The sequence below is a fragment of the Kitasatospora sp. NPDC059577 genome (genome assembly GCF_042735475.1).
In the GTDB taxonomy this organism is placed as follows: Bacteria; Actinomycetota; Actinomycetes; order Streptomycetales; family Streptomycetaceae; genus Kitasatospora.
This window is the reverse complement of record NZ_JBHWBZ010000078.1, coordinates 18,702-31,732: the sequence shown is the minus strand read 5'-3', so window position 1 is coordinate 31,732 and position 13,031 is coordinate 18,702. Positions and strand designations below refer to the sequence as shown.

General features: G+C 71.2%; 10 protein-coding genes. 4 read left to right on the top strand and 6 right to left on the bottom strand.

Annotation, left to right across the window (positions count from 1 at the left end; genetic code table 11):
- Window positions 1-101 precede the first annotated feature (101 nt).
- The gene (locus ACFV0O_RS37355; protein WP_380348668.1) at window positions 102-3,674 is read right to left on the bottom strand and encodes a CDP-glycerol glycerophosphotransferase family protein; all 3,573 of its coding nucleotides are present in this window, start codon (window positions 3,672-3,674) and stop codon (window positions 102-104) included.
- Between the two features lie 134 nt (window positions 3,675-3,808).
- Between ACFV0O_RS37355 and ACFV0O_RS37350 the strand changes: the two genes are divergently transcribed.
- Together ACFV0O_RS37350 and ACFV0O_RS37345 are read left to right on the top strand one after the other, a co-directional pair.
- Complete coding sequence (locus ACFV0O_RS37350) at window positions 3,809-4,807, top strand: glycosyltransferase family 2 protein (RefSeq protein WP_380348667.1); 999 nt, start codon at window positions 3,809-3,811, stop codon at window positions 4,805-4,807.
- Window positions 4,808-4,878: 71 nt separating this feature from the next.
- Window positions 4,879-5,889: a YihY/virulence factor BrkB family protein gene (locus tag ACFV0O_RS37345; RefSeq protein WP_380348665.1), complete on the top strand. Its 1,011-nt coding sequence runs from the start codon at window positions 4,879-4,881 to the stop codon at window positions 5,887-5,889.
- Between the two features lie 27 nt (window positions 5,890-5,916).
- Here ACFV0O_RS37345 and ACFV0O_RS37340 read toward each other — a convergent pair whose 3' ends face one another.
- Complete coding sequence (locus ACFV0O_RS37340; protein ID WP_380348663.1) at window positions 5,917-7,113, bottom strand: D-alanyl-D-alanine carboxypeptidase family protein; 1,197 nt, start codon at window positions 7,111-7,113, stop codon at window positions 5,917-5,919.
- Window positions 7,114-7,254: 141 nt separating this feature from the next.
- On the opposite strand from ACFV0O_RS37340, the gene ACFV0O_RS37335 reads away from it, so the two are divergent.
- Both ACFV0O_RS37335 and ACFV0O_RS37330 read left to right on the top strand, forming a co-directional pair.
- On the top strand, window positions 7,255-7,512 hold the full coding sequence (locus ACFV0O_RS37335) for an SCO4848 family membrane protein (RefSeq protein WP_360254791.1): 258 nt from the start codon (window positions 7,255-7,257) through the stop codon (window positions 7,510-7,512).
- Window positions 7,513-7,608: 96 nt separating this feature from the next.
- Entirely contained in the window at window positions 7,609-9,225 is a 1,617-nt protein-coding gene (locus ACFV0O_RS37330) for a hypothetical protein (RefSeq protein ID WP_380348661.1), read from the top strand.
- Window positions 9,226-9,289: 64 nt separating this feature from the next.
- On the opposite strand, the gene ACFV0O_RS37325 is transcribed toward ACFV0O_RS37330, so the two are convergent.
- The 4 genes from ACFV0O_RS37325 to sdhC are packed head-to-tail and all read right to left on the bottom strand — an operon-like array spanning window position 9,290 to window position 12,737.
- On the bottom strand, window positions 9,290-10,063 hold the full coding sequence (locus ACFV0O_RS37325; protein ID WP_360254795.1) for a succinate dehydrogenase iron-sulfur subunit: 774 nt from the start codon (window positions 10,061-10,063) through the stop codon (window positions 9,290-9,292).
- Window positions 10,063-11,805, bottom strand: a complete 1,743-nt coding sequence (gene sdhA / locus ACFV0O_RS37320) for a succinate dehydrogenase flavoprotein subunit (protein ID WP_360254797.1) — start codon at window positions 11,803-11,805, stop codon at window positions 10,063-10,065. The genes ACFV0O_RS37325 and sdhA overlap by 1 nt, the downstream gene beginning before the upstream one ends.
- A 51-nt stretch (window positions 11,806-11,856) precedes the next feature.
- Window positions 11,857-12,348, bottom strand: a complete 492-nt coding sequence (gene sdhD / locus ACFV0O_RS37315) for a succinate dehydrogenase, hydrophobic membrane anchor protein (protein ID WP_360254798.1) — start codon at window positions 12,346-12,348, stop codon at window positions 11,857-11,859.
- Between the two features lie 8 nt (window positions 12,349-12,356).
- The gene (gene sdhC, locus ACFV0O_RS37310; protein WP_074003919.1) at window positions 12,357-12,737 is read right to left on the bottom strand and encodes a succinate dehydrogenase, cytochrome b556 subunit; all 381 of its coding nucleotides are present in this window, start codon (window positions 12,735-12,737) and stop codon (window positions 12,357-12,359) included.
- Window positions 12,738-13,031: the final 294 nt, after the last annotated feature.

Below are 13,031 nucleotides of genomic sequence, written 5' to 3'. Positions count from 1 at the left end.
TTAAAGTTTCATCGCCCCCGCCCACCCTCCCCGCGCCGCGCGCGGCCCCCCCCCCCCCGCGCGGGGCGCCCCCCCCCCCCCTCCCGGGCCGTTCGCGGCGGTTACTCCGTGCGGAGCATCGCGTCGACCACCCGGGCCGCCGCCTTGCCGTCGTCCAGGTCGCAGTACTTCTCGCGGAACGCGGCGGCCTTGTCCGCGTACTCGGCCGCGACCTCGTCCACCCGGCCGAGCGCGGAGACCAGCTCCTCGGAGGTGGCCAGCAGCGGGCCGGGCACCTCCGCCTCGAAGTCCAGGCTGAACCCGCGCAGGTTGTCGCGGTAGTGCTCCAGGTCGTGGGTGAAGAAGAGCATCGGCTTGCCCGTCGACGCGAAGTCGAACGCGCTCGACGAGTAGTCGGTCACCAGCACGTCGGCGATCAGCAGCAGCTCCGCCATGTCGGGGTAGCTGCCGACGTCCCAGATGTAGCCGTTGCCGGCGCCCGGGATCTGGCCGCACATCATGGTGTGCCGGCGCACCAGCAGCACCTGGTCGTCGCCGAGCGCGGCCTTGGCCGCCGCGGTGTCGATCCGCAGGTCGATCTGGTAGCCGCCCTGCGGCCGGCGCCGGTCCTCGCGCCAGGTCGGCGCGTAGAGCACGACCTTCTTGCCCTCGGGCAGGCCGAGCCGCTCCCGGACCCGCTCGGCGGTCTTCTCCCGGTCGGCCGCGAACAGCAGGTCGTTGCGGGGCGAACCGCTCTCCAGGATCTCGCCCTTGAAGTCGAAGGCGCGCCGCAGCACCGGGGCCGACCAGCTGTTGCCGGCCACCAGCAGGCTCCAGTTCGGGACCTCCCGGGCCAGGCCCTTGAGGTAGTTGGAGTCGGTGAACCAGACCTTCTCGAAGTCGAAGCCGACCTGCTTCAGCGGGCTGCCGCGCCAGGTCTGCAGCACCACCTGGCCGGGACGGCGGACGAAGAAGTCGGGCAGGTGGGTGCTGGTCACGATGTACTTGGCGGTGGCCAGCGCCTCGAACCACTCCGGGCTCCAGAGCCGGACCGCGGTCGCGCTCTGCGGCAGCTCGACCTGCATGTCGTCGCTGCCCCACAGGTGCTCCAGGGACAGGCCGCGGCGGACCAGCTCCTCGTGGACGGCCCGCGGCGAGTCGGCGTACATGCTGCCGTTGCCGGCGTTGTACAGCACCGTGTCGCGCACGGGCAGGCGGCGGGCGGCCGGGTAGTCGACGCTGCGCAGCTGGCGCTGGCGGTAGCCGGAGCGCTCCTCGGGCAGCAGCGCCGCGTGCGACTCCAGCGACAGGCCGTCGTGGTAGCGGCGCTCCAGCACGATGCGCTTGCCGCGGGACTCCACCTCCAGCGGCAGCGCGTCGAAGCAGCCCGGGGTGACCTGCGCGGAGGCGTCGGACAGCTTCTCGACCGGCGCGCCGACCTGGCGGAAGTAGACGTCCCAGGTGCCCTTGGCGAACGGCACCCGGCCGGCGAAGGAGGCCGTCGGCACGGCGGGCAGCGCGGTGCGGAACCGGCCGTCCGAGATCTCCACCGGGTAGACGTGCTCCTCCTCGCGCCAGTGGTGACGGACCACCAGCTCCCAGAGGTGCGCGCCGGGCAGCGGGAACGAGCCGCTGAGCAGGAAGCCGTCGGCGCCGCGCGCCGACACCTCGTCCACCAGCGGCTGCAGCAGCTGGTCGGAGAACTGCAGGTAGCCGCCGGGGGAGGGCTTGGAGTAGAGCGCCCGGCGCAGGCCGGCCGGGGCCTGCGGGTTCAGCGGCAGGTGCAGCTGCTCGGGCGCGTTGCGCTCGTCCCAGGCCACCGGGACGACGCTGCCGTCGGCCAGCAGCAGCGCGGTGTCCCAGCGGTCGCGGGCGCGCTCGGCGGCCACCGGGTCCAGCTCGGCCCAGGCCTCGCGGACGGCGGTCAGCTCGTCGACCGCGAAGGAGGCGGTGAACGGCTGCAGCGAGCCGACCGGCGCACCCAGCTCCACCGGGACGGTGACCTCGCGGTCCGACTCGGCGTGGGTGAGCTGCAGCCGGGCCCCGGCGAAGCTCGCGCCGGAGCGGGCCGCGCCCGAGACCTCCACCCGGCCGGCGTGCGCGGCCAGGCCGGTCACCCGGGCCTTGACCGTCTCCACCCGCAGGTAGACGAAGTTGTCGCGGACCCACGGCACGATCCGGACGTCCGGCTCGACCCAGTGCGACGGGACGTACTGCGCGGTGTCGCTCCAGCCGGCCGAGATCCGGCCCTTGTACACCCCGCCCTTGCCCGCGCCGGCCACCAGGAAGCGCCAGTGCCCGTCCTTCCACTGACCGCGGTGCTTGAGCTTCTTCGGGTCGAGCGAGACGGTGAAGCCGGACCAGTCGCAGCTGTACAGGTCGTGGTTGCAGCTGGCCGTGGCCTCGGGGCTGTACGTGGTCTTCATCGGGACCGCGATCACCCGGCGGCCCTTGGTCTCGCGCAGCACCAGCGTGCGGACCATGTCGTGCTTGTTGGCCGCGCCCAGCTGCTCCGGGTACGCGTGCCCGGTCAGCTGCAGCTTGCCGCCCACCCAGGCGCTCTCGTACAGCCGGCTGCGCATGACCAGCGAGTTGTCCAGCTTGAGCACGCCGGCCGGCACGCTCTTGCGCCCGCCGCGCAGGAACGGGTAGTCGGCGTACGGGCGCAGCAGACCGCGGGCCTGGACACCGCCGCCGCTCTCGCCCTCGTACTTGATCTGGTCGACCAGCTCGTCCACCCGGCCCGCCAGGGTCAGGTGGTACTTCAGCCGCAGCGGCGCGCGCAGCTTGCGGACCTGCTCGGGGCCGATCGACCGGAGCAGCCGGCTGACGTGCTGGACGTAGGCGGCCCGGTACTCCTTGTCGCCGTCCACGACGGACCAGAAGAACATCGGGATCTCCTCGACGAGGGTGTTCTCGTCGTAGGAGCGCAGGTACTGGGCGAAGCGCGGCTCGGTCTGCTTCTTCAGCCAGCCGCGGACCAGCTCGACCGAGGCGACGCGGTCGATCAGGCCCTTCGGGTTGGTGCGCATCTGCGTGATCGACATCTCGCCGACCTCGCGCTCGCGCCAGTGGTAGATCGGCTCGGAGAGCACGTCCACGCTCGTGGCCAGGTAGTGGTGCGGCACGCTGACCGGCGCGTCCTCGTACAGGATGCCCTCGGGGTAGAGCAGGTCGGCCGCGTCGAAGAAGGACCGGCGGTACACCTTGTTCCACGCGGTGCGGTCGGTGACCAGCGCCGGGATCTCGGTGATGTGGGTCTTGAGCCTGGTCTCCTTGAACGGCTTCACGTGGCCGCCCGACTGGTAGTAGCCCACGGCGCGGAAGCGCAGCACGTTGCCGGTGCAGAAGTCCGAGCCGGTCTCGTCCAGCGTGTTGATCATCAGCTCGTACGCGCTCGGCGGCATCGAGTCGTCGCTGTCCACGAAGCACAGGAACTCGGCGTCCGGGTCGATGTGCCGGATCCCGGTGTTGCGGGCCGCGCCGAGGCCCTTGTTCACCTGGCGGACCAGCCGGAAGCGCGAGTCCTTGGCCGCGTACGCCTCGGCGAGCGCCGCGCTGTCGTCCTTCGAACCGTCGTCGACCATGACGCACTCGAAGTCCGTGAAGGTCTGGGCCGCGATCGAGTCGAGGCACTCGACGAGATAACGCTCGACGTTGTAGATCGGAACGACGATGGAGAGGCGGGGAGCCATCGGCTACGCAGGCCTTTCTGGGAAGGAGCGAGGCAGCCCGCTGGGGGCCTGACCGCATTTCGAACGGTGCGTACGTGCGACCCGATCCTACCTCCGGGACCGGGGCCGCCCCCGGGGCCACTACGCTGGGGCGCGTGCCCCGCTTCAGCCTCATCGTCCCCGTGTACAAGGTCCAGGACTACCTCACCGAGTGCCTCGACTCGGTCCTCGGCCAGGACGGCCCGGACCTCGAACTGATCGCGGTGGACGACCGCTCCCCGGACGGCTGCGGCGCCCTGCTGGACGAGGCGGCCGCCGCCGACCCCCGGGTCCGGGTGCTGCACCTGCCGGAGAACGTCGGCCTCGGCCGGGCCCGCAACGCCGGCCTGGACGTCGCCACCGGGGACTACGTCCTCTTCCTCGACAGCGACGACACCCTCACCCCCGGCCTGCTCGAGGCGATCGACGAGCGGCTCGCCGCCACCGGCGACCCCGACGTCCTGGTCTACGACTACGCCCGCACCTACGCCGACGGCCGGATCACCCGGGCCGCCTCCGCGCACGTCTTCGGCGCCGCCTCCCCGGACGTCTTCGACCTCGACGCCCGCCCCGACCTCCTCGACCTGCTCCAGGTCGTCTGGAACAAGGCCTACCGCCGCGACTTCGTCACCGAGCAGCGGCTGGTCTTCCCGGCCGGCTACTACGAGGACACCCCCTGGACCTACCCGGCGCTGCTCGCCGCGGGCCGGATCACCCTGCTCGACCGGGTCGGCGTGCACTACCGCCAGCGCCAGGAGGGCGGCAACATCCTGGCCACCGCCAGCCGCAAGCACTTCGACGTCTTCGCCCAGTACGACCTGGTCTTCGACTTCCTCGACCGCCGCCCCGACCTCGACCGCTGGCGCCCGGTCGTCTACGGCCGGATGCTGCACCACCTCAACACCGTGGTCTCCAAGCCCGGCCGGGTCCCCTCCGGCGACCGGCGCGAGTACTTCCGCCGCGCCGCCGCGCACTGCGCCCGGCTGCGCCCGGCCGGCTACCGCCCGCCCGCCGGCGTCGACGGCATGCGCACCGAACTGCTCGGCCACGGCCGCTACGGTGCCTACCAGGCCGTCCGCGCCCTCGCGAAGGCCCGCCGGATCGTCAAGCGGTAGGGCCCCCGGACTTCCGCTCCGGGCACCGCGCCTGACGGCCATTCGGGGGACGGCCCGGTATAACCGGTCGGGTGGACTTCCTGACCCGCCTTCCGGTCATCGGCCCGCTCGTCACCCGGGTGCTGCGCAGCCGCCCGTACCGGGTGTACGAGTACTTCTCCGCCGCCCGCGGCAACCGGCTGGCCGGAGCCGTCACCTTCTTCGGCTTCCTGGCCCTGTTCCCGCTGCTCACGGTCGGCCTGGCGATCGCCGTCGCGACACTCAGCGACAGCCGGGTGCACGACCTGCAGGAGCGCATCGCCGAACAGCTGCCGGGCATCTCGGACGCGCTGGACCTGCCGTCCCTGGTGGCCAGCGCGGGCACGGTCGGACTGGTCAGCGGGGCGCTGCTGCTGCTCTCCGGCCTCGGCTGGGTGGACACCATGCGCACCTCGATCCGGGACGTGTGGCAGCTGCCCGACGAGGAGGGCAACCCGGTGCTGCGCAAGGTCTGGGACGTCGTGGTGCTGGGCGGGCTCGGCCTGGTGTCGCTGCTGTCGCTCGCCGCCTCCGCGGCCGGGACGACCCTGGCCGGGCGGATCGCCGACGCGATCGGCCTCGGCAGCGGCTACCTGCTCACCGGGGTCGGCGTGCTGATCGCCATAGGGTGCGACATGCTGTTGTTCGCCTACCTGCTGGCGCCCTTCCCCGGGATCACCGGCCAGCGCCGCCGGGACGTCCTGGTCGGCGCGCTGATCGGCGCGGTCGGCTTCGAACTGCTGAAGGTCCTGCTCGCCTCCTACCTCGGCTCCGTCGCCGGGCGGAGCCTGTACGGGGCGTTCGCCACACCGGTCGCGCTGCTGCTGTGGATCAACGTCGTCTGCCGGCTGCTGATGTACTGCGTGGCCTGGACCGCCACGGCCGACCCGGCGGCCGCCCGGGAACGGACCAGGGCGCACGGTCGGGCCCTGCTGGAGGCGGCGGACCAGGCCGAGGCCCGGGCCGAGGACGGGGACGGGCTGGAGCCCCGGGAGTCCGCGGCGGGCCCGGGGCGGAGCGCGGCGAAGGCCGGCGAGAACGGCGAGGCCCGGCCCCGCGACTGAGGCCGGGCCCACCCGTCGGGCGGTCGGTCAGCCCGCCGAGCGGCGCCGCCGCAGGACCAGTGCGCCGTACCCGGCCCCGGCCCCGGCCAGCACGACGACCGACCAGCCGACGAGGCCGAACCCGTCGTTCCCGGCGGTCGCGGGCGCCGCGGCCGGCCCGGTGACGGCCGGGGAGGGGTGCGGCGGCGGCGCGGGCACGCCCGCCGTGCCGCCGGCCTGGCCGGTCGGCTCGGCCCCGGCCGCCGGGAGCTCGTCGACCAGCTTGCCGACCGGCTGGACCTTGCCCGCCGCGGCGAAGCCCCAGTCGAGCAGGGCGGCCGTCTCGTCGTACACCTTCTGGTAGCTCGTCGGGTGCATCACCGTCACCAGCAGGGTGCGCCCGTCGCGCTCGGCGGCCCCGACGAACGTCGAACCGGCGTTGGTCGTGGTGCCGTTCTTCACCCCGATCAGCCCGGGGTACTTGCCCAGCAGCCGGTCGGTGTTGGCGATCCCGAAGCTGCCGCGCTGACCGGTGTTCTTGTCGACCGCGCCCGGGAACATCGCGTCCCGGGTCGCGCAGTAGCTCCGGAAGTCCGCGTTGCGCAGGCCGGCCCGGGCGAACAGCGACAGGTCGTAGGCCGAGGAGACCTGGCCGTCCATGTCGTAGCCGTCCGGGGAGACCACCCGGGTGTCCCTCGCCTGCAGGGCCTCGGCGCGCGCCTGCATCTCGGCGACGGTCTGCTGGACACCGCCGTTCATGTGCGACAGGACGTGCACGGCGTCGTTGCCCGAGCTCAGGAACACCCCGCGCCACAGGTCCTCGACCCGGTACTCCAGGTTCTCCTTGATGCCGACCAGGCTGCTGCCGGCTCCGATCCCCTGGATCTCCTCGTCGGCGACCTTGTGCACCGCGTTGCGGTCGAACTTCGGCAGCACGGTGTCCGCGAAGAGGATCTTCAGCGTGCTCGCCGGCGGCAGTTTGAGGTGCGGGTTGTAGGACGCCAGCACCTCACCCGACACCGCGTCGGACACTATCCAGGACTGGCCGGTGAGATCGCCCGGCAGCGCCGGGGCCCCCGGCAACGGGGCGAACTGGACCCCCGGGCTCCCGAGCCGGTCACCACCGACCGCGGACGGGGGCGGCTGCTGCGGGGCCGCGACCGCCACCGGGGCGACGAGCAGGACCGGGAGGGCCGCGGTGACCGCGGCGCACAGGCGCGCGAACGTGTGACGGGGAGTGGGCACCAGCAGACCGTACCCATTCCGGGCCCCCCGCGTCCGCCGCGCCGGGCCCGTCCTACGCAGGAGGGGCCCGCCGTACGCCGATCGGCGGCCCGCGCATACTGGGGACGCACACCGCCTTCACACCCCCGTCGAGGACCACCCATGAAGCTCAGCCGCCGCACCTCCTGGTTCCTGACCGCCTTCGGCGTCTGGTCGATGATCATCTGGACCACCTTCGTCAAGAACCTGTGGAAGGACTCCGGCGGCCAGGCCTTCACCAACGGCGACCACTCCCAGCCCACCGCCTTCTTCTGGATCCACCTCCTCCTCGCCGTCACCTCCTTCGTCCTCGGCGTCGCCGTCGGCACCATCGGCCTCCGCGGCCTGCGCGCCACCCGCCGCGCACCGGCCACCGACTGAAAATCCCCGTTGCCGCTGTCAGTCCCCACTGGCAGGATCTCCACCGCTCGTGCACGTATCGAAAAGATCTGCAGACAAAGGGGTGGGGACTTCCTGATGACGCACACGTACCTGCGCAGGCTCGGCGGGGTGGCCGCGGCGACCGTGGCCGCGGGCCTGCTCGCCGTCCCGACGGCGGCCGTGGCCGACGACACCGCCCCGGAGGTCCTGGGGACGGAACAGGGCGGCGAGTACCGGACCAATGCCTGCGACGCGACGACCGCTCCGCTTCGGAGCGGACGGACGGCGGCCGGCCCGACGCTCAAGGCCAAGGTCACCGGTGCCGGTGCCCGGTTCGGCGTCTGGGACGAGACGACGGGAGCCCAGGCTCCGGTGTACACCGGTGAGGCCCAGGCCTACGCCCAGCAGGCCTCCGTCAAGGTGCCCGGCCTGCTGGACGGCCACAGCTACGCCTGGCACGCCTGGGCCCTGCAGGGCACTCAGGTCTCCGCCCCGTCGGCGGACTGCCACTTCTCGGTGGACACCACGTCGCCGACCGCCACGGTCTCCTCGACCGACTTCCCGGCGAGCGGCAAGGCCACCAAGTACGCGGGGCAGAAGGGGACGTTCGTCATCAGGACGGCCGACCCCGCTCCGGCCGGTGGGACGGCCTCCGGTGTCGCCTGCGTCCGGTACGGCTTCGACTACCTCGGTGTGGGCGGTTGCGACTCGCCGAACGCCGTCAAGCCCGGCGCCGACGGCACCGTGACGCTCGACCTCAAGGTCCTGAACTGGGGCTCCAACGACCTCAAGGTCCAGGTGCTGGACGACGCGGGCAACCTCGGCCAGGCGTCCTACTCCTTCTACGCCCCCTCGAACCCGAACCCGCCGAGCACCCTCGGCGACGTCGACGGGGACGGCACCGCGGACATCCTGCTGCCGGACGCGCAGGGCAACCTGCAGTACATCGGCGTCAACTCCGCCGACACCACGCCCGGTTCGACCGTCCGGGCGGTCGCCGCCCCGGACCGCACGAGCTGGGCCTCGTACCAGGTGGCGCACCGGGGCTGGTCGAACGACCACGCGCCGTCCGCGGACGACCTGTTCATCCACAAGCCCGGCCAGGGCTACCTCTACCTGCACCGGAACGTCGACTACGGCTCGATCGGTCAGGCACTGACCGGCGCCGTCCGTTCGACCGAGTGCGTGGACGACACCGGTGCCGACGCCGCCTGCCCCGCCGACTTCGCCAAGGACTGGTCCAAGGCCGACCAGCTGGTCGCGTTCGGTCCCGTCGACGGGGGCACCGAGCCCTCGCTGGTGACCCTGGAGGGCGGCAACCTCTGGCTGCACGCCGGAGGCGACTTCGCCTACGGCTGGCAGAAGGCCCGCAAGCTCACCACCTCCGGTGTCTGGGGCGGCTACGACCTGATCGCCCCCGGCCCGGACGCGGCCGGCAACCTCGCCCTGTGGGCGCGTGACCGGGCCACCGGCGAGCTGCACGCCCACCCGGTCCCGAAGCGGGCCGACGGCACCCTGGACTTCTCCTCCCTCGCCGACCCCGCGGCGAACGTGGTCGCGACCGGCTTCACCACCGACGCCTACCCGACGCTCGGCAGCTCGGGCGACGGGGACGGGGACGGCAAGCCGGACCTGTGGGCCGTCACCGCGGACCGGCACCTGGTGACGTTCGGCGGCTGGTCGGCCCCGAAGGACCTCGGCGCGCTGCGCTAGGAAACGGCGCAGGCCCCGTCCGATCCGGGGATCGGGCGGGGCCTGCGCCGTTGTCAGGCGGGGATCAGAAGCGGCGGGTGACGAGCGCCCGCTTCACTTCCTGGATCGCCTTGGTGACCTCGATGCCACGCGGGCAGGCCTCGGAGCAGTTGAAGGTGGTGCGGCAACGCCACACGCCCTCACGGTCGTTGAGGATCTCCAGGCGCTGCTCGGCACCCTCGTCGCGCGAGTCGAAGATGAAGCGGTGCGCGTTGACGATGGCGGCCGGGCCGAAGTACTGGCCGTCGTTCCAGAACACCGGGCAGGACGACGTGCACGCGGCGCACAGGATGCACTTGGTGGTGTCGTCGAAGCGCTCGCGGTCCTCGGCGGACTGCAGGCGCTCGCGGGTCGGCTCGTTCCCCTTGGTGATGAGGAACGGCATGACGTCCTTGTACGCCTGGAAGAACGGGTCCATGTCCACGACCAGGTCCTTGAGGACCGTGAGGCCCTTGATGGCCTCGATCGTGATCGGCTTCTCCGGGTTGACGTCCTTGATCAGGGTCTTGCACGCCAGCCGGTTGCGGCCGTTGATCCGCATGGCGTCGGAGCCGCAGATGCCGTGGGCGCAGGAACGGCGGTAGGTGAGGGTGCCGTCCTGCTCCCACTTGATCTTGTTGAGCGCGTCGAGGATGCGCTCCTTGGGGTCCATCGTCAGCTGGTAGTCGACCCACACCGGGTCCGGGTGCTCCTCCGGGTTGAACCGGCGGATCCGGAAGGTGACGGTGATCGGCTGGACGGCGCCGGCTTCGACCGCGTCCAGAGCGGCCGAGTGCGTCTCCACGGTCGGAGTGCTCATCAGTACTTACGCTCCATCGGCTGGTAGCGGGTCGTGACGACCGGCTTGTAGTCGAGGCGGATGGAGGTGCTGCCGTCGGCGGCGACCTCCTGGTACGCCATGGTGTGCTGCATGAACTTCACGTCGTCACGGGTCGGGAAGTCCTCGCGGTAGTGGCCGCCGCGGGACTCCTCGCGGGCCAGCGCGGAGACGGCCAGCACCTCGGCCAGGTCGAGCAGGTTGCCCAGCTCGACGGCCTCCAGCAGGTCCGTGTTGTAGCGGAAGCCCTTGTCCTGGATGGAGACGTTCTTGTAGCGCTCCTTCAGCGCGGCGATGTCCTCGACCGCCTGCTTCAGGGTGGCGCCGGTGCGGTACACCATGGCGTTGGTGTCCATGCTCTCCTGCAGCTCCTTGCGGATCTGCCCCACGGACTCGGTGCCGGTGCCCTCGCGCAGGCCGTCGACCAGGGCCTGGACCTTCTCGGCCGGGTTCTCGGGCAGCTCGACGAACTCGTGCGAGGTGGCGTAGTCGGCGGCGGCGATGCCCGCGCGACGGCCGAACACGTTGATGTCGAGCAGCGAGTTGGTGCCGAGGCGGTTGGCGCCGTGCACGGACACGCAGGCGACCTCGCCGGCCGCGTACAGGCCCGGGACGATGTCGGTGTTGTTGCGCAGGACCTCACCCTCGACGTTGGTCGGGATGCCGCCCATGGCGTAGTGCGCGGTGGGCTGGATCGGGATCGGGTCCGTGTAGGGCTCGATGCCGAGGTAGGTGCGCGCGAACTCGGTGATGTCCGGGAGCTTGGCGTCCAGCTGCTCCGGCGGCAGGTGGGTCAGGTCGAGGTAGACGTGGTCGCCGTCGGGGCCGCAGCCGCGGCCTTCGCGGATCTCGGTGTAGATCGCGCGGGAGCACACGTCACGGGACGCGAGGTCCTTCATGACCGGGGCGTAGCGCTCCATGAAGCGCTCGCCGTCCTTGTTGCGGAGGATGCCGCCCTCGCCGCGGGCGCCCTCGGTGAGCAGGATGCCCATGCGCCAGATGCCCGTCGGGTGGAACTGGAAGAACTCCATGTCCTCCAGCGGCAGGCCGCGGCGGTACACCAGGGCCTGGCCGTCACCGGTGAGGGTGTGGGCGTTGGAGGAGACCTTGAAGAACTTGCCGGTGCCGCCGGAGGCGAAGACGACCGACTTGGCCTGGAAGACGTGGATCTCGCCGGTGGCCAGCTCGTAGGCGACGACGCCGGCCGTCTGGCCGTCGTTGATCAGCAGGTCGAGGACGTAGAACTCGTTGAAGAACTCGACGCCGTGCTTGACGCAGTTCTGGAACAGCGTCTGCAGGATCATGTGGCCGGTGCGGTCGGCCGCGTAGCACGAGCGGCGGACCGGGGCCTCGCCGTGGTTGCGGGAGTGGCCGCCGAAGCGGCGCTGGTCGATCCGGCCCTGCTCGGTGCGGGAGAAGGGGAGGCCCATCTTCTCCAGGTCGAGGACGGCGTCGATGGCCTCCTTGCACATGATCTCGGCGGCGTCCTGGTCGACCAGGTAGTCACCACCCTTGACCGTGTCGAAGGTGTGCCACTCCCAGTTGTCCTCCTCGACGTTGGCGAGGGCGGCGCACATGCCGCCCTGCGCAGCGCCGGTGTGGGACCGGGTCGGGTAGAGCTTGGTCAGGACGGCGGTGCGGCTGCGCTGCGTGGACTCGATGGCCGCACGCATGCCGGCGCCGCCGGCGCCGACGATGACGGTGTCGTACTGGTGAATCTGCATGGGGGGTTAACTCGCCTCTGGCCTCTGCCGATGGTCGATGGTGCTCGCGGCTCAGATGTTGGGGTCGAAGGTGAAGATCACCAGGGTGCCGAGCAGCACGGTGAAGACCGTGGCGGTACCCATGAGTCCCTTGAGCCAGAGCCGGGTCGAGTCCTTCTCGGCGTAGTCGTTGATGACCTGACGCATGCCGTTGGCGCCGTGCAGCATGGCGAGCCAGAGCATCAGCAGGTCCCAGCCCTGCCAGAACGGCGAGGCCCAACGGCCGGCCACGAAGGCGAAGCCGATCTTGGAGACGCCACCGTCGAGCAGCAGCATGATGATCAGGTGGCCGAGGATCAGCACGACCAGGACGACACCGGACAGGCGCATGAAGAGCCAGGCCAGCATCTCGAAGTTGGTGCGGGTGCGGCGCGGGGTCTTCTTGGTCCGCTGACGCGGCGGCTCGATGACGAACGCGTCGGCCGGGTTGCCGGTGCCGAGGCCCTTGCCGGTGTGCGCCTGCTTGGAGGGCACCACGATGGCGTCGGAGTATTCCGTGGACATGTCTCAGCTCACTTCCCGAACCAGGAGATCAGCGTGTGCTGCAGGATCCCGTAGAAGGAGCCGGCCATCAGCACGACCCAGACGCCGACCACGGACCAGAGCATCTGCTTCTGGTACTTCGGGCCCTTGGACCAGAAGTCCACCGCGACAACGCGCAGGCCGTTCAGGGCGTGGAACAGGATGGCGGCCACCAGGCCGTACTCCATCAGGTTCACAAGGGGAGTCTTGTACGTCTGGATGACGGTGTCGTAGGACTCCGGCGACACTCGCACGAGAGCGGTGTCCAGGACGTGGGCGAACAGGAAGAAGAAGATGAGGACGCCGGTGACTCGATGAGCCACCCAGCTCCACATGCCTTCCCGGCCGCGGTACAGCGTTCCAGCCGGCACGGAAAAACCCTCCGGAAGCGATTGGGGGCTCGGCCGGCTTCGGTGTCGGTCAGCCCGGCCAGGTACGGTCCACCGGCCGCGAGCATCCTATCGACGCCTTCTCCCGTGCCGCCTCCGGGGGCCCCAGGTGTGATCAATCAGGCACTTCTGGCCTAGTGCGGCGGGAACCGGGGCGCAATTCGACACCCGGGGTGACCGCGCGGTCGGGGGGGGGGGCGCCCCCCCGCGGGCGGGGCGCGGGGCCCGGGGCGGAGGGTGTGACACACACACGCTCGCACACAACAACACACACAA